Source organism: Blautia sp. TM10-2 (assembly GCF_003480845.1).
GTDB classification, from domain to species: Bacteria; Bacillota; Clostridia; order Lachnospirales; family Lachnospiraceae; genus Fusicatenibacter; species Fusicatenibacter saccharivorans.
This window is the reverse complement of record NZ_QUJZ01000022.1, coordinates 12,101-28,758: the sequence shown is the minus strand read 5'-3', so window position 1 is coordinate 28,758 and position 16,658 is coordinate 12,101. Positions and strand designations below refer to the sequence as shown.

Genomic DNA, 16,658 nt, shown 5'->3' with positions numbered 1-16,658 from the left:
TCTTTAAGAAATGGAGGGATACATTTTGAAAAAAGCAGAAATAAAAGATCGCATTAAAATTGCTCTTGAATTACGCGAATTAACACAATCGGAGCTGGCGGAAAAGGCACATATTGATAAAGGACAACTCAGTTCCTATTTATCAGGAAAGTACAAGCCACGTCAGAATAATATCGACGCTCTTTCCATCGCTCTCGATGTAAACGAAGCTTGGCTGATGGGTTTCGATGCTCCAATGGAACGGCAAGGTTCTGTTGTCTCTTCTAAGCTCTATTGCAATACCGAAAAGGAAAAATCTTTGATCCAGTCATATCGAAAACTGAATTCATCGAATCAAGACAAAGGGCTTTCTTATATAGAAAATCTTCTGACTACGCAGCGTATGGAAGACGAAGTATTCCTGAATGCGGCTCATGACCTTGGTGCTACTCCAGAGCAGAAAAAGCATGCTGACGATATTATGATGGATCCTAAAGAGTGGGAGTGATTATTTGACTTACGAAGAATTACTAACGGAATCAGATTCCATGAATTTGATTGTAAAAGAAAAAGATATTCCAGGCTACGACGGACGTATTTGCAATAATCGAATTGCTATTCATAAAGGGCTATCAAGCCAATCTGAAAAGGCCTGCGTTCTAGCTGAGGAACTTGGACATTATCATACAACGTATGGAAATATCCTTGATGAAAGCGACATTTCCAATAGGAAGCAGGAACTTCGGGCAAGGGCTTGGGGATATGATAAACAGATTGGCCTACTTGGTTTAATTAAAGCATACGAACACGGATGCAAAAATCGGTATGAGATCTCCGAATATCTTAATGTGACAGAGAAATATCTGAATGAATGTCTGGTTTACTACCAGAGTAAATATGGAATGTGCAAATCTATTGATAATTATGTTATATATTTCATACCGAATTTGATTGTTTTTAAAAAATTATAAAATTGAGGTGATAATATGGGATTTTTCGATCTTTTTAAAATAAAAAAAGCTCTATCCCATGAACGACTTGATAATAAATCTATTTTCCCGGAGCAAATAAATTTTTCTCAGTCAGCAAAAGCCAGTGATAACTATTGTCAAAAAATTTATGATCTATATTACAAGGATTATCCAGAAATGCCTTTTATTTCCAAAGACCGTGAGCTTAATACTAATTGGTTTGAACAGGCCAAAACGTTTTCTCAGCAATCCCTTGTCTCTAAATCAATGATGAAACGCTACTCCGATGGTTTGTTGCCTGGACATATTTATATGCTATATTGGTTAAAAAAATACAGTAATAAAAAAACACCTGCATATTTTGAATATGAATATGGAATTGACTTCGTAGCAGAAAAAACATTTTTAAAAAGAAATGGCTATCTTGACGAATTAAATAAGCCAACCCCGAAAGGGAATTTAGCAATACAACGTCACTCATCCGTTATCGAAGAAAGACATCCTTCACCAAGATATTCTGGAGTTCCTGATGCTTCTTCTCCTGTTATACTGCCTGTCGGCAGAAATATACCGAGTAGCTTAAACCATGGAATTATAACAGTTCCTTCGTCTGATAAAGTCCTAATTGAAAAAGAATTTAAACAACTAAATAAGCTCATTTCATTTGCTCTTAAACAAGCTCATTTGAGCAATCGTCTATCCATAGATACGAATAAATTTCTGTATTCTACAGATTTTACTTTTTATGAAGCATGTCCTTACACGCAAACGGGTAAATTGTCTAAATATCCTTTGTCCCTCCATTACGCATATGCTTCTCATAAAGATCTCAATCCTCCGCAAGATTATTTCGGGGAAATTCATTATATGCAAGACGGAAGCATCGGCAAAGCTCGTTTAATTTTTTGGCAAAAAAAACATGGTTTCATGATACATCTAGCTAAATCAGGTGGAAAATTATCTGTAAAAAAAGTAGAAAAAATCACAGATGCTAAGTGGGAAACCATATATAAACTTTAATTAATCCGTAATTTTTTGAATTGTTAAACGTATATACATGGGATATTGTATCCCGCACAAAATACATTTCAAAAAGGAGAATGTCTATGAAAAAGAAAATCATAACCCTCATTCTGGCAACTGCCCTTACCGCTTCCTCGCTGACTGCCTGCGGATCGTCAACCGCTTCCAGCTCCTCGAGTTCCTCAAGCTCTTCGTCTACTGCTTTCAGCAGCATCAGTGAGACTGAAACTCCAACACCTACGGAAGAGGCTACCCCGACTCCGACCGAAGAAGCCGTAAGTACGCAGTCTGAATCCGAAGACTCCAGTGTTCCATGGGACTACACATCAGCTCTTAATTCAGCGGAAAGCTACAGCGAAGTAATGCACATGTCAAAAGCTGGTATCTACGATCAGTTGACCTCTGAATATGGAGACCAGTTCTCGGCTGAGGCTGCCCAGTATGCAGTTGACAATATGACCGCCGACTGGAATGCAAACGCGCTTGCAACAGCAGAAAACTATAACGAAACAATGCATATGTCGAAAGCTGGACTCTATGATCAGCTTACTTCTGAAAATGGCGAAAAATTTACCGCTGAAGAGGCGCAGTACGCTGTCGACAATATAAATGCCGATTGGAACGAAAACGCGCTCGAGACCGCAAAAGACTACCGCGATAATATGGATATGTCGCCAGAAGCGATCCGCGATCAGCTTACTTCTGAATACGGTGAACAGTTTACCGCCGAAGAAGCCGATTACGCTATACAGAATTTAGACTAAAATAAAAAACCGCCCCGGTGCGCCAACACCAGGACGGCTCAGTAACATTCCGAAGAATGATACCAGTTCGACAAAACATATTGTATCATCTTCGGAAACGTCAGACAAGCAGAACGTTTGTTTTGGCGTTTTTTCTTATATTCAAAATTGAAAACTTAAAGAAGGTGATATTATGTCAGCACTTAAAAATGGTGCTCTCTACATCCGCGTCAGCACCGCGGATCAGACCGAACTCTCTCCGGATGCGCAACAGCGTCTGCTTCTGGACTACGCAAAGAAAAACGGGATTGTCATCGCCAAAGAGTTTATCTTTGAGGAATCCGTCTCCGGCCGGCATGCGGACCGGCGGCCGAAGTTTCAGGAGATGATCGCCCTTGCAAAGCAGGACTCTCACCCGATCGACGTGATTCTGGTCTGGAAATACAGCCGTTTCGCGCGCAACCAGGAGGAATCCATTGTCTACAAGTCGCTCCTCAAAAAGAATAATATTGATGTAATCAGCATCTCCGAGCCGCTGATTGACGGCCCGTTCGGCACGCTGATCGAGCGTATTATTGAGTGGATGGACGAATACTACTCGATCCGTCTCTCCGGTGAGGTTATGCGCGGAATGAAGGAAAAGGCCCTGAAACATGGCTACCAGGCAACGCCCTCTCTTGGATACCGGGCCGTGGGCGGCGGCAAGCCGTTTGTGATTGACGAAGCGGAATATCAGATCGTCAAGTACATCATGGATCAGTACGATCTGGAAAATCACGATCCCACTGCGATCGCCCGGAGCTGTAACGAACTGGGATATCACACCAAACGCGGCAATCTCATGGAACGCCGGTCGGTGGAGCGGATTCTTCGGAATCCCTTTTATGCCGGCACTGTGATCTGGAACGGGATATCGTTCGAAGGTGCGCACGAAGCCAGGCTTGACCGGGAACGTTTCAACAACCGGATTAAACGCATGGACGCCCGACGGAGAACCCCGAAGAGCCGGAACCCGTCCGCCTGCAAGCACTGGCTGTCAGGGCTCTTAAAATGCCCCGTCTGCGGCGCTACCCTTACCGTAACGGCCGGAAATACCTCCTGTCCCTATTTCCAGTGCTGGAAGTATGCAAAGGGGCTTCACAAGGTTTCCAATTCGATCACCGTGGCAAAGGCAGAAAGAACCGTCTTCCGGTACTTCGATGAAATTCTTGCCGGTGCGGATTTTTCCTACACGGTACGGAACAAAACGCTGGACGTAGAAAAGGATGACACCGTTGCCCGCCTCCAACAGGCACTGGATCACTTATCCATGCGGGAATCCCGGATTAAACTTGCTTTCGAAAATGGGATTGATACGCTGGAAGAATACGGCGCCAACAAAAAAAGGCTCGCCGAAGAACGACAGAGCCTGCAGGAAGAACTGGACCGCGTTCTTACGCCCGCCGCCCCGCCGGAAACAATCTCGAAAGAAGATTTCCGAAAAGAGATAAAAAACATCAATGATATTCTGAAAAATCCAGAGGAACCAGCCGAGAAAAAAGGACTTCTGCTCCGCTCCATCGTGGATCGTATCGTCTATGAAAAGGCTTCCGGAACCATGTATTTCGACTTTTTCGTTTCCTGATTTTTGTTCCGAAAGTCCGCAAACCCGCATAAACACTGGATTTTTCCGTATCATCTGGTACGGAACTCCGGGCCACCGTACTGACTCATGATAATTTGGGCGATTTTGGGGTTTGGTGTCGTGATGTTTACAGGATACTCGAGGCGTTTTTCATAATTCCACATCCGTCAGCACCCTCCTTTCCGGTTGACTTCCCACGGCCATGGCTGCATAACCCATTCGAAAGAACGGCTCATGCGGTCGTTGGCGGTATCGATCGTGAGCGGACCGTACTGTTCGGCGTACTGTTTCAGTGCTTCTTTTCGAAGCTCCACTTTTTCCCGGAAAAAGGCAAGTGCATCTTCATCCTCCGGGTGGGTGTCGAGGTAAAGGTTCATTTCAACAACAGCAAAGCTGACCTGATCAATCCAGGCGAGCAGCTTTTCACGGGATGGCATCTGCGGCATCATAGGCACTCTCCTCCTCCCTTTCCACAGAATGGTTTACAGAGTTCCGGAAATAAGGTTCCATTTTTTAATGCAGTGGAAAGATCATAGATCTGTTCAAACCGCTGCATCGGAACGTACGCCATTGCAGGTATCATATGATCTACATGCTGCATTTTCCGCGGGAAATTCCTTGGTTCCATCTTCAGTTCCATATTGTTTGAAGCGGCGCGGCGGTTCTGCATATTGTTCGCACCGCAGCAGCCGCGATTCATACGGGATGAATCCATACCATGTTCCTCTTTCATTTTCTGTTCTTTATAGAGTATGAAGAAAATAAGAAAGTGTCAAAAAAGGCAGCGGTTTCTCTTCCGCTGCCTTTCTGTCATACTAATGAAATTTTCATCAAAACTGCATCTCATACAAATGCGCATAAATCCCGCCTTTCGCGAGCAGTTCCTTATGTGTGCCTTCCTCCGCAATTCCATTCTCCGTCAGCACCAGAATCCGCTTTGCATTCCGGATTGTGGACAGCCGGTGCGCAATCACGAAGGTTGTCCTGTCTTTCGCCAGAAGTTCCAAAGATTTCTGGACGACTTTTTCGCTTTCGTTGTCGAGCGCTGAGGTTGCCTCGTCGAAAATCAGGATCGGCGGGTTTTTGAGGAATACGCGGGCGATGGAAAGCCGTTGTTTCTGGCCACCGGAAAGTTTTACGCCGCGCTGGCCGATATCGGTGTCGTAGCCGTCCGCCAGCTCCATGATAAATTCATGTGCATTGGCCGCTTTCGCTGCGCGGATGACCTCCTCGTCGGTCGCATCCGGTCTGCCATAGCGAATGTTATCGATGATCGTTCCCGCAAACAGGTACACATCCTGCTGCACAATACCGATTTCATCGCGCAGATCCTTCAATTTCACATCGCGGATATCCTTTCCATCCAGTAGAATCCTTCCTTCTGTCACATCGTAAAAACGCGGAAGCAGAGAACAGAGTGTCGTCTTTCCGGCGCCGGAGCTGCCCACCAGCGCCACATAGTCTCCTGCCGGGACATGCAGATTCACATTGCTTAACACATTCTCCTTCGACTCCTCATAATGGAACGAAACGTTTTCAAAGGTTACTTCTCCTTGCACATTCTTCAGTGGCAGTGCATCCGGCTTGTCCTGGATGTCCGGTGCGATGCTCATAATTTCCAGGAAACGTTCGTAACCGGAATAACCATTCTGGAACTGCTCCGTAAAGTTCACCAGCTTTTTCACCGGATCTGTGCAGTTGTTGATGTACAGAAGAAAGGTAACCAGATCGGCCGCCCCAAGCTTCCCACCTGTCATCAGCAATGCGCCGACAATCAGCGAAATAACGGTAATCAGCGTCGAAAAGGCTCCCATTCCCGAATTGTAAATTCCCATATAGCGGTAGCTGACCTTCTTCGAATCGACAAAACGGTCATTTCCCGCATTGAACTTTCGCATCTCCTCTGTCTCATTTCCAAACGATTTGACAACACGGATCCCCGAAAGGCTGTCCTCGATCTGACTGTTGATATCCGCAATTCTGCGGCGGTTTTCCTTGAATGCACTCTTCATGCGGCTGTTCATCACTAACGCAAACAGCAGCATCACCACAATAACCACAAGCGGCACACATGCCAGCATCGGATTTACCACAAACAGAATAATCATCGCGCCGATCAGTTTGATAAACGAAATGACAATATTCTCCGGCCCATGATGTAAAAGCTCACTGATATCGAACAGATCGCTTGTGATGCGTGACAACAGATGGCCGACCTTCTGGTTATCGAAAAAAGCAAACGAAAGCTTCTGATAATGGCCGAAGATCTCGTTCCGCATATCATGCTCAATCCGCGCCCCCATCACATGGCCGTAATAGGCAATATAAAAGTTACAGTACATTTCAACCAGAACCATAGCAATCATCAGAATACCTAGGCGGATAATCTCACCCGTTGCCTGCTCCAGCGGCTTTTCCACAACCGTACTCGTAATATACCGTACAATCAGTGGAATCACCAGTGTAATGGCTGCTCCAAGCATTGCAAAAAACATGTCGGTAAAAAACAATCCCTTATATGGAATGTAATACCGCGCCAGCTGGCGGATTCTTCCCTTCTCTTTTCCGGTTTCTTTTTCTTTACTCATCCTGTCCTCCCTTTCCGTTGGAAACCATTTTGTAATCTTTTCGGAACTCAGACGGTGATACGCCGCATGCCGTTTTAAATGATTTCATGAAATGCTTATCATTTTCAAATCCAACCTGTTTGGCAATTTCCGTAATTTTATCTTCTGTTTGAATCAACAGACGCTTTGCCTCCGCAATGCGGATCTCCTTCAGATAGTTCACAAAATTCACACCGGTATGTTCTTTAAACGCTGCTGAAAACAGCGAATAATTCATGCAAATATGGTTAGATACCATCGCCATATTCAGATCTTTTGCATAATTTTCCCGAATATATGAAATTGCCTCTTCCATTTTTTCTTTTCCGGCTGTCTGACTTTTCAGGCTTTCCCTGTAAACGTGTATCCATTCTTCAAACGCATCCAGAAACAGATCTGCATCACGGTACTGCAGAGGACGCGGACATTTTTCCTGTTTTTCCGGCATGCGGTAAAAAAGATCCAGTTCTTTGCAGATTGCTTCCGTCACTGTCAGAAGCTGATAGGGGGAGACCCTCTGATGCGCCGCCTCAAAATACCAGTTCCGCATTTTTCGCAGCACAGTATCTGCCCGGTCCGTTGGCACCTGCAGAATAAATTTTTCCTGAAACTGTGCCAGCTCCGGCTTTTCCTCAAAACATTTTTTCTGATATTCTTCCACAGGATTTTTCTGTATAAATGCCATTTCCCGGGCCAGCAGTGCTTCCTGGTATGCCTCTGGAATTTCCATCACAGAACGATGTTCTTTTCCCACTCCGAGACAAAATCTCTCATCTTTTTCTTTCATGATCCGCTCTGCCTCCGGTTCCGGCAGAAGATACAGAACTCCTCCTTCTACGCCTTCCAGCAGAATTCCGCTGCATTTCGAAAACCGTTCCCCATTTGCCTTGCTGGTCAGCAGGATCCGGAAGCTGTCGTTTCCGATGTGGCGCCGGATCCTGCTTTCCATATCCATCCATTCTTTTTCTTCGGCCATTTCTGCATTCATCATCAGATAACGGAGCTGATTTAAAAAGCACCGTTCTTCCTCTTCTTCCGTTTCCCGGGTCTCCGAAAGCTCTCGTTCCAGATTTTCCAGAAGCTGTTCTATCGTCTCCCGCTTGATCGGTTTTAAAATATAGTCCCGAACTCCATGTTTCATCATTTCAACCGCATAGGAAAATTCATCATAGCCACTTAAAACAATAACAACAGGTTTCTGTGACAGCTCCTCCATTTTGTTGACCAGTGTCAGACCGTCCATTTTGGGCATACGGATATCAGTGAACATGACGTCCACCCTCTGTTTTCTCAAAATCTCCAATGCCTCTTCTCCGTTTCGACACTCCAGAATCTCCTCCACCGGCACGCTGCTTCGCCGGATCATCGCCACGATTCCCTGTCGAATCAATTTTTCATCTTCTACAACCAGCAGTGTATTCATTTTCTTTTTCTTCCTCTTTCTCGTCACCCTCTTGATCCATCGGAGAATATTTCCCCCTCGTGATGGGAAGATGAATGCTCACCTTCGTATAGCAATGCTCTTTTGTATAAACTGACAGTCCATACTCTGTTCCAAATTGAATGTGGATTCTGTCCTGTACATTCCGAAGCCCGATTCCATGTTTCGGCTGTGTATCTGAATTCAGGCGCATTCTTAGTTTACGTCTCAGAATTGCAAGCTGCTTTTCTGACATGCCTATTCCGGAATCTGTGATTTCAATCTCAAAGCTCTTTTCATGCTCTATTCCTTTGATTTCAATGACGGCGTCTGCATCCAGCTCCTCAATTCCATGTGTGATTGCATTTTCCACAATCGGCTGAAGAGACATCTTGGGGATATCCTGCCGATACAAATTTTCCGGTATCTGAACAGATAATGTAATTGTGAAATCATACCGCAGATTCATCAGTTCCACATAGTTCTGAATATAATTCATCTCATCCTGAACGGTTACCAGAAATTTATTCCAGCGCATATTGTAGTGCAGCATTTCACCAAGTGCTGTTACCGCATCGGAAATCGTATACTCTTCATTAATCTCAGCCATCATCTTAATGGATTCCAGAACATTATAAATAAAATGAGCGTTAATCTGGTTCTGCATTGCCCGGATTGCCGTATCTTTCAGCGCTGCCTCCCTTTTGATGCTTTCCTCGTTCTGTTTCTGAATTCTCTCCAGCATTCCGTTGATACCATAGCTCATTTCCCGCATCTCTTCTGCGCTGTAACAAACCTTTATCTTTGTTGTTCCATTGTCAATCTGACGCATCTCACACAGGACGTCATAAAACTCCTTCAGCAGGCCACGCACAATCAGATTGACCACCACAATCAGAAGCAGCCCGAAGCCGGCAAATTCAAGCAGCATTCTCTGCTGCTGTTTGATCATGTTTCCGGTTGCATCATCCAAATTGGTCAGTGTTACAAACATTCCATTGAGTTTATCGACTTTCCGAAGCACAATTGCAACGTTTTTCCGGTCAATCACCGCGCTCTGCTGACTCTCTTTTCTGTCACGGATTCCTGCCCGGAACAGAATCAGCCCCCGATAGGACTGCCATTTGCAGGCTGCCGCTGTTTTTCCGCAGTCATATAAATTCCAATTTTCATCAACAAAGCAGGCCCAGCTGCTGTCACCGGATCGATAAATTTCGGGAAATATGTCTGCCATACGCATGGATACCTCGATCACGCCAAGCCTTCCTCCGCTTTGATCCCGCAGTTCCCGTACATAAGTCATCAAATGGGAACCTTCTTTTTTTGTACCGGAGATAATATTTTTTTCCTGTATGTCAAAAAACCACTGTCCACCGCCCTGATAGCTTCGGTACCAGGCGCAGTTTTTCATCTTTTCCTTCTGATACAGGATCGGCTGCTGCTCCAGAAAACCATCTGCCATGGCAAAAATATGGATCTGGTACAGATCTGGCATTGCCTCCTGCATTTTATCGATTATGCTGATGCTGTTGTTTCGAAATTGCTGATAATAGCTCTCCGAGATCTCCTCTCCCCTCCTGAGATGAAGAAGATATTTTTCCAACGGTTCATACTCCTGCAGCGTATCTACAACCATTGAGCAGGCATTCGCTTTTGCATTCACCTCCGCACAGGTAAGATCTATTGCCGTTACTGCTTCATTTACCCCATGATCTATGGCATTCTTTTTGATACTCCTAAACCCAAAGCACATCATGCCAAAAAGCGGAATAAAAATAAAGATCAACGTTGTTACGGTAAATTTTTGGTTCAGTTTCAGTCCGCGAAACCAGTTTCGCATTTTTCATCCCCCAGTTTTCTTTTCGGTTCTGTAACCTTACTAATTTTACCAGTTTTTTCTTTAAAAAGCAATTTTTTCAGAAAAATTATTGACAAAAAGAGAAGACGGTACACTTTTTTTCCGTGCACCGTCTCTCTTTTCGCAAGACTCATATATGACGCAAAGCATGATTCCAGGGAAACAGCTTTCGTACCATTGTTATACTGTTGTCAGATCCCACGGTTCATAAATCTTTGGAACATCGCTGATCAGACGTTTGGTATACGCTGCTGTCGGGTGAAGAATTACTTCTTCTGCCGGTCCCGATTCCACAAATTTTCCATGCTCCATAATATAAACATTATCGGATACATAGTAAGCAAGACCAATATCGTGGGTGATGAAGATAATCGTCATATTGATCTCATCACGCAGCTTCAGCAGCATATCCAGGATCGTTGCACGTGAGCAGGCATCAATCATAGACGTCGGCTCATCGGCAAGCAGAATCTTTGGTTTCAGAAGGAAAATACGTGCAATCATCAGTCGCTGCATCTGGCCTCCTGACAGCTCAAATGGATATTTGTTTGTCAGTTCTGCGTATTTTAAGTTTACAAAGCTGCAGGCCTCTGTCATCAGACGTTCTTTTTCTTCTTTCGGCAGATTCTTGTCACCGCGCATATTAATGCAATCCAGCAGAACAGAATCTACACGTTTAAACATATTGTAGGAAGCAAACGGATCCTGGAAAATCGCCTGAATTCCCTTCCAGTACTCTTTTTTCTTCTTTCCGTTCGAGATGTCTCTTGGTTTACCCTGGAAATCAATTTCACCTTCCGTTACGCTGATCAGCCCGAGCAACATCTTCGAAAGGGTTGTTTTTCCGGATCCGGATTCTCCTACGATAGAAACAAATTCACCTTCATGAAAATCGAAATCAACATGGTCTACAGCGACCGTTTTTGCATCGCCAAAGCCAAACACTTTCGTTACGCCTCTTCCGGAGAGGCATGGTTTTAATTCTTTACCATCACGCATTTGCATACACCTCCCGAACCTTTCTCTCAGACATCAGGCAGCGGTACTCTCTTCCGTTCGGCAGTTCGATGACCTCTGGTTTCATACCGCGGCAGGTTGGCTGTGCATAAGGACAGCGGTCTGCGAAACGGCAGCCCTCCGGCGGATGCTTCAGGTTTGGCGGAGTTCCCGGAATTGCAGTCAGCTTCTGTTCTCTTACACCTTCCTCCGGAACGATGATCGATCCCATCAGACCTTTGGAATATGGATGCAGCGGATCGAATACCATTTCTTTTGCGGTACCTTTTTCTACAATCTGTCCAGCATACATAACCATAATATCATCGGTTACGTTGTAAAGAAGCGGCAGCTCGTGTGTGATGAAGATCATGGATTTGATAAATCCTTTTTCCATCAGATCACGCATCATTTTAATAACCATTTTCTGGGAAGTTACATCCAGCGCGGACGATGGCTCATCGGCGATCAGTACCTTCGGAGAAAGAATGGTCGAAATTGCGATAACGGTTCTCTGTTTCATACCTCCGGAAAGCTCAACCGCATGCTTCTGCAGTACCTCCTCCGGCAGGCCTAAGATCTGAAAACGTTCTTTTGCCAGATCATAAATATCCTTTCTCGGCATTTTCGGATCATGCGCATGAATAACGTCTTCTACAAATCGGATGATTTTCTGTGTCGGGTTCAGAGCATTCATTGCTGCCTGCGGAATGTAGGCGATCTCATTGCCCAGAATATTTTTCCGGACATCGTCTGGTTTCATTCCGGAAATTTTTCTTCCATCTACGATAATATCGCCGCTGATGTAGTGAAGCGGTGCGAAATAATAGCCCATCAGGGACAGTGCCAGCGTCGATTTACCACAGCCGGACTCACCTGCTACACCGAGGGATTTTCCCTCCTCAATCTTCAGGGAGACTCCGTCTACGGCGTATACATCTTCATGAAAACGAGTTACATATTTCGTTTTCAGATTGTTTACTTCCAGCATTACTTTTCCCATAGCTGCCTCCTTAGTCTCTTAACTGCGGGTTGAATACCTGGTCAAGACCGGTGTTCATCAGGTTAAGAGAGAATGAAATAAGTGCGATTACAAGAATAACCGGGAAATATGCCCACCATGCACCGTTTAAGTGTGCATTGTACTGGGTTGCCCATTGCATCATAAGACCAAGTGTTGCAGTCTTTGTGGTTGCCGGTCCAAGTCCGATCATAGAAAGCTGTGCCTCTGCCAGAATTCCGGAGGAAATCTGGAGAATGAAGGCCATAACAACGTAGGATGCAACGTACGGAAGGATGTCGGTAAGGACAATCCGCAGCATGCTGTGGCCGGACAGTTTGGAAAGGTTTACATGGTCACGGTTTCGAAGAGAAATAACCTGGGAACGTACAGAACGTGTTGTCCACGGCCATGCGGTAATTCCGATCAGGAGTGCCACCATCATGATTCCCCTCTGAGACTCACCTACGCTGTAGGAGATGAGGATCAGGAGAACGAAGGATGGGATAACGGTGAACAAGTTGGTAAAGAACAGAATCAGGTTGTCCACAAAACCTCCAAGGTAACCTGCAAGAAGTCCGAGGAACAGTCCGATCACAGTTGCAATGATTCCCGCAACCAGACCAATTTTCAGGGATGAACCTGTTGCAGAGATCAGCTCAGTCAAAACATCACGACCAAAGTTATCTGTACCAAGAACAAAGTTCTGACGGTTAATGACATCTTTTTCATTGATGTACTGCTTGCTGTCGATGCTCTGAACCTCTTCCAGCTCACCGGTCTCTTCATTTTTCTCGGCAATAATGGTTGGAACATCCTCTAAAATACCGTCGATTTCGTTGTCAAGACGCTGATATTTTTTCTTTTTTGCTGCGATAAGGCCTTTCTGTTCTGCATTTGGGTCATATTTTTCCTCCCAGAGAGCAATCAGACCTTCTGCATCGGTAACATCGATTTCACTGGCATCTACACCGCCGTATTTTTCCAGCCATTCTGCCATCATAGAACGGTTGTCCATTGTCAGTTTGCTTTCAACGATGGATGCGGTTGCATCAACATTCATCTTATACGTTTTGCCGGAATTTACGGTGTCCTGAATCGAAAGATAGGTACCCGGTTTGAAAAAGTTTCCGTTTCCGATCATTGCCAGCGGATCTTTTGCCACAACAAGCGGATAGATGATAATAGTCAGGAGAATTGCCAAGAAGATTACAAATCCTGTCACGAATTTTCCTGAATGAAAAATCTGTTTGATTGTATTTTTCATAGCGTATTCTCCTTTCTAATCCTGCTGGGATGCTTTGACACGTGGGTCAATGACTGCATACAGAAGTTCAACAAGCAGGTTGGCCAGCAGAACCATGATAGTAATGATTAACGTACAGGCAGAAAGCAACGGATAATCCTGGCCGGTAACTGCTGAGAGCATCGTTGTTCCAAGTCCCGGATAACTGAATACCATCTCAGCTACCAGGTTACCGCCTATCATGGTACCAAGGGACATTGCAAGACCGGTGATCTGCGGAAGCATTGCGTTACGGAACACATATTTCACAATCGTATGATCCTTGATTCCAAGGAAACGACTGTATTTTACATAGTCGGCATTCAATTCATAAATTGACATTGAACGCATACCAATAGCCTGGCCGCCGATCGTGATGATTACGATAGACCAGAACGGCAACTGGTAATGTGAAAGCACAGATTTCATAAAAGCAAGGCTCATATGCGGAATCATACTGCTCGCATAGCCGCCTGCTGCAGGTGCAATATGTAATTTCAGTGAGAAAACAAATAAAAGTACGGTTGCCATACCAAAGGCAGGTACGTTACTGATAAACAGGAATGCCGGAAGGATTGCCTTGTCGAAAACACCTTTCATGTAAGCTGCAATTGCACCAAGCAGGTTACCAAGAATCCATCCAACAATAATGGCCGGAAGCTGTAAACATATGGTCCACAGAACCGAACTGGAAATAATATCGGATACGGTACGCGGATACTGGCTGAAAGAAATGCCGAAATCACCGCGAAGTGCATTTTTTACCCAGGTAAAAAACTGGACATACATTGGTTTGTTAATACCAAATTTCGCTGCATAGTCTTCATATACTTTCTGAATTGCAGTCGCATCGGTCATACCTTCTACCGATTTGGACGCAATAGTTGAAACCGGATCGCCCGGCATCAGACGCGGAAGAATGAAGTTCAGCAGCACTGCAAAGACTAACGTCAAAAGATACCACATGATCTTCTGCGTATAATACTTTTTCATTCCTTTCATAGAGGAACCCTCCTTCTGATTTTGTAAAAGCGGCCGGAGCACCCCGGCTCCGGCCGCCTCTGTTACAATTCAGTGTGTGCTTTCTTTCTGTTTGGCAAATCAGCCGTCAATCAGTTCCAGATTGTACAGTGCTGCTACGCCATAACCATCGGTGCAGTCCATCGGAGGAACATTGGTTCCATCGTCTTTCTGCGGATAGTTGGTCCATACGGACTCGTTTACTTCGTGGAATACCTGCGGTCTGTACATCAGCGGTACACACGGGCAATCTTCCAGCATAATCTTGGAAAGTTCTGTATAGTAATCTTTCAGTTTTGCATCATCGGTCTCATGAGGAATTGCTGCAAGGATTTCATCTACACGGTCGTTCTGATAATGACCGAAGTTACCACTGAAGTTAACCTCAAGATCGTTGTAATCAGAGCTCATGAAGAAACGGCATCTCATGTACGGGTTGGCAACCGATGTACCAGGGCCGGACTGCATGGTGATTTCGAAGTTTCCGGTACTGTAATCCGTGCTGTAGTTTGCTGCTTCCGGGAAGTAGGTCTCAATGTTGATACCAATATTCTTTCCTGCTGCTGCTACGATTTCAAGGGTTGCATTCCAGTCAGACCATCCTGTCGGGCACTCAGCCTTATAGGAAAGGTTCTTTCCGTTGTACTCACGGATTCCGTCTCCGTCGGTGTCTACGATTCCGGCATCGTCCAGAAGCTTCTTAGCACCTTCTACATCGGCATTGGACCACTGATACTCTTTTAAGGCATCCTGATCCACCATAGCCTGCTCAGCATCGGTCGGGTTCATGACAGAACGCGGAACATCTGCGAAGGTAGGAGACTGTCCGGACATTGCTGAAGAAATAACCTGATCGTAGTCAACTGCCATAGCGATTGCCTTACGAACAGCTACCTGATCCAGTCCTTCTACTTCTGTATTAAAGAACAGGGTAGGCATTGTCATACACAGCTGATACGGTGCTTCATCAACATAGGTAGAAATCGGAAGATCCTGCTCTAACCACAATTTCTGAAGGTCTGTGATGAATATCTGTGCCACATCAATATCACCATTCTGGAATGCGGTGGTAGCTGCTGCGTTATCTTTAAAGATCGGGTGAGAAATATATTTCGGAACCGGAAGCTTACCCCACATGGAATCTGCCTGTCCCCAATAATTATCATCGCGGATCAGAACTACGTTCTGGTCATTGTCAAAGTATTTTTTGTACGGTCCGGAAGTTACCAGATCGTCCATCTTATCCATTTTAATTGCTTCAGCATCGTTGTTGTTTCTGTCAGCTACGGTCTTTAAATAATTTTCCTGCATGATGTAGAGCATCGGCAGATATCTTTCCGCAAGAACCGGGTTAACTGCTTCGCCGGAGTCATCCGTTGTCAGTTTGAATACTACGGTACTGTCATCCTGTGCAACAACATCTGCAATGTAGCTCTTCATTTCAGCGCCGGTAGAAGAATTGTAATCTACATGTGCATGATAGGTAGCTGCTACGTCTTTTGCAGTAACCGGTGTGCCGTCATTCCATTTTGCATCAGCTTTGATCTTAACGGTAATTTCGGTACGGGCATCGTTCCAAACCGGATCTCCGTCTGCAAGCAACGGATACATTTTTGCATCCAGTGGATTCCACATATAAAGAGTTTCATAAACAAGTACACGTGAAGCATCGCCCTGTGCTATAACCATTGCATTGTTTGAGTTTGCTGACATTGGGTTGTAATCATTGACGGTACCCCACTGCTGTCCTGCGAAGTAAAGAGTTTCATTTCTTGGAAGCTCGCCTACCACATCATCTGAACCTGTGGTATCTTCGCTGGAAGCATCTGCTGTGCTGGAAGATGCTGCTGTGGTATCGCTTGATGCATCTGCTGTTCCGCTGGAGGATGCTGTTGCTCCTCCGCTTGAACTAGTGCTTGTGCTTCCGCTGTCTCCACATCCGGCAAGCATCGTTCCTGCCATTGTCACTGTCATTAACAGTGCAAGGACTTTCATGTTACGCTTTTTCATACTTTTTACCTCCTTAAGGTTTTCGTTCTTGCTTGATGAATTCATTATACACAAAGACTGTTAGAAAAACAGTGTCTATTTTTTGTTTTTGGTGTTCTTTTTTTGTTTTATGTTGGTTAAATT

The 16,658-nt window shown here is 44.9% G+C and carries 15 protein-coding genes and 1 pseudogene; 5 read left to right on the top strand and 11 right to left on the bottom strand.

What is annotated here, in order from left to right:
• The first annotated feature begins 25 nt into the window (after positions 1 to 25).
• The 5 genes from DXD92_RS17860 (at position 26) to DXD92_RS17840 (ending at position 4,340) form a co-directional block, all read left to right on the top strand.
• Entirely contained in the window at positions 26 to 487 is a 462-nt protein-coding gene (locus DXD92_RS17860; protein ID WP_158581806.1) for a helix-turn-helix domain-containing protein, read from the top strand.
• Between the two features lie 4 nt (positions 488 to 491).
• A complete protein-coding gene (locus DXD92_RS17855) occupies positions 492 to 950 on the top strand; it encodes a hypothetical protein (protein ID WP_118641223.1) in 459 nt (152 codons plus the stop codon).
• Between the two features lie 15 nt (positions 951 to 965).
• Positions 966 to 1,970: a hypothetical protein gene (locus DXD92_RS17850; protein ID WP_118641221.1), complete on the top strand. Its 1,005-nt coding sequence runs from the start codon at positions 966 to 968 to the stop codon at positions 1,968 to 1,970.
• Between the two features lie 80 nt (positions 1,971 to 2,050).
• Positions 2,051 to 2,737 carry an Ltp family lipoprotein gene (locus DXD92_RS17845; RefSeq protein ID WP_243104948.1) on the top strand — a complete coding sequence of 229 codons (687 nt, stop codon included), beginning with the start codon at positions 2,051 to 2,053 and terminating at the stop codon, positions 2,735 to 2,737.
• Positions 2,738 to 2,909: 172 nt separating this feature from the next.
• Positions 2,910 to 4,340, top strand: a complete 1,431-nt coding sequence (locus tag DXD92_RS17840) for a recombinase family protein (RefSeq protein WP_118641217.1) — start codon at positions 2,910 to 2,912, stop codon at positions 4,338 to 4,340.
• 65 nt (positions 4,341 to 4,405) lie between these two features.
• Here the strand turns inward: DXD92_RS17840 and DXD92_RS17835 are convergent.
• The 11 genes and pseudogenes from DXD92_RS17835 to DXD92_RS17785 all read right to left on the bottom strand — a co-directional run.
• A pseudogene (locus tag DXD92_RS17835) lies at positions 4,406 to 4,504 on the bottom strand (manganese catalase family protein); the annotation flags it as partial.
• A 3-nt stretch (positions 4,505 to 4,507) separates the two neighbouring features.
• Positions 4,508 to 4,789, bottom strand: a complete 282-nt coding sequence (locus DXD92_RS17830) for a spore coat protein CotJB (protein WP_022462706.1) — start codon at positions 4,787 to 4,789, stop codon at positions 4,508 to 4,510.
• A complete protein-coding gene (locus DXD92_RS17825; RefSeq protein WP_022462705.1) occupies positions 4,786 to 5,055 on the bottom strand; it encodes a spore coat associated protein CotJA in 270 nt (89 codons plus the stop codon). The genes DXD92_RS17830 and DXD92_RS17825 overlap by 4 nt, the downstream gene beginning before the upstream one ends.
• A 115-nt stretch (positions 5,056 to 5,170) precedes the next feature.
• Complete coding sequence (locus tag DXD92_RS17820; protein WP_022462704.1) at positions 5,171 to 6,928, bottom strand: ABC transporter ATP-binding protein; 1,758 nt, start codon at positions 6,926 to 6,928, stop codon at positions 5,171 to 5,173.
• Positions 6,921 to 8,369, bottom strand: a complete 1,449-nt coding sequence (locus tag DXD92_RS17815; protein ID WP_055218831.1) for a response regulator — start codon at positions 8,367 to 8,369, stop codon at positions 6,921 to 6,923. Before DXD92_RS17815 ends, DXD92_RS17820 begins: the two co-directional genes overlap by 8 nt.
• On the bottom strand, positions 8,341 to 10,206 hold the full coding sequence (locus DXD92_RS17810) for a sensor histidine kinase (RefSeq protein ID WP_022462702.1): 1,866 nt from the start codon (positions 10,204 to 10,206) through the stop codon (positions 8,341 to 8,343). The genes DXD92_RS17815 and DXD92_RS17810 overlap by 29 nt, the downstream gene beginning before the upstream one ends.
• A 198-nt stretch (positions 10,207 to 10,404) precedes the next feature.
• Positions 10,405 to 11,223 carry an ABC transporter ATP-binding protein gene (locus tag DXD92_RS17805; RefSeq protein ID WP_022462701.1) on the bottom strand — a complete coding sequence of 273 codons (819 nt, stop codon included), beginning with the start codon at positions 11,221 to 11,223 and terminating at the stop codon, positions 10,405 to 10,407.
• Positions 11,216 to 12,223 (bottom strand): ABC transporter ATP-binding protein, encoded by a 1,008-nt coding sequence (locus DXD92_RS17800; RefSeq protein WP_022462700.1) that lies wholly within the window; start codon positions 12,221 to 12,223, stop codon positions 11,216 to 11,218. Before DXD92_RS17800 ends, DXD92_RS17805 begins: the two co-directional genes overlap by 8 nt.
• Positions 12,224 to 12,233: 10 nt before the next feature.
• Complete coding sequence (locus DXD92_RS17795) at positions 12,234 to 13,487, bottom strand: ABC transporter permease (protein ID WP_055228407.1); 1,254 nt, start codon at positions 13,485 to 13,487, stop codon at positions 12,234 to 12,236.
• A 15-nt stretch (positions 13,488 to 13,502) separates the two neighbouring features.
• Positions 13,503 to 14,507 carry an ABC transporter permease gene (locus tag DXD92_RS17790; protein ID WP_022462698.1) on the bottom strand — a complete coding sequence of 335 codons (1,005 nt, stop codon included), beginning with the start codon at positions 14,505 to 14,507 and terminating at the stop codon, positions 13,503 to 13,505.
• A gap of 99 nt (positions 14,508 to 14,606) precedes the next feature.
• Positions 14,607 to 16,535, bottom strand: coding sequence for an ABC transporter substrate-binding protein (locus tag DXD92_RS17785; protein WP_158580993.1), 1,929 nt, complete (start codon positions 16,533 to 16,535; stop codon positions 14,607 to 14,609).
• Positions 16,536 to 16,658 lie beyond the last annotated feature (123 nt).

Coding starts and splice junctions, on each gene's coding strand:
- DXD92_RS17815 (WP_055218831.1), bottom strand. CDS start 8,369: ATGAATACACTGCTGGTTGTAGAAGATGAAAAATTGATTCGACAGGGA.
- DXD92_RS17810 (WP_022462702.1), bottom strand. CDS start 10,206: ATGCGAAACTGGTTTCGCGGACTGAAACTGAACCAAAAATTTACCGTA.
- DXD92_RS17830 (WP_022462706.1), bottom strand. CDS start 4,789: ATGATGCCGCAGATGCCATCCCGTGAAAAGCTGCTCGCCTGGATTGAT.
- DXD92_RS17845 (WP_243104948.1), top strand. CDS start 2,051: ATGTCTATGAAAAAGAAAATCATAACCCTCATTCTGGCAACTGCCCTT.
- DXD92_RS17840 (WP_118641217.1), top strand. CDS start 2,910: ATGTCAGCACTTAAAAATGGTGCTCTCTACATCCGCGTCAGCACCGCG.
- DXD92_RS17825 (WP_022462705.1), bottom strand. CDS start 5,055: ATGGATTCATCCCGTATGAATCGCGGCTGCTGCGGTGCGAACAATATG.
- DXD92_RS17820 (WP_022462704.1), bottom strand. CDS start 6,928: ATGAGTAAAGAAAAAGAAACCGGAAAAGAGAAGGGAAGAATCCGCCAG.
- DXD92_RS17850 (WP_118641221.1), top strand. CDS start 966: ATGGGATTTTTCGATCTTTTTAAAATAAAAAAAGCTCTATCCCATGAA.
- DXD92_RS17790 (WP_022462698.1), bottom strand. CDS start 14,507: ATGAAAGGAATGAAAAAGTATTATACGCAGAAGATCATGTGGTATCTT.
- DXD92_RS17805 (WP_022462701.1), bottom strand. CDS start 11,223: ATGCGTGATGGTAAAGAATTAAAACCATGCCTCTCCGGAAGAGGCGTA.
- DXD92_RS17795 (WP_055228407.1), bottom strand. CDS start 13,487: ATGAAAAATACAATCAAACAGATTTTTCATTCAGGAAAATTCGTGACA.
- DXD92_RS17800 (WP_022462700.1), bottom strand. CDS start 12,223: ATGGGAAAAGTAATGCTGGAAGTAAACAATCTGAAAACGAAATATGTA.
- DXD92_RS17785 (WP_158580993.1), bottom strand. CDS start 16,535: ATGAAAAAGCGTAACATGAAAGTCCTTGCACTGTTAATGACAGTGACA.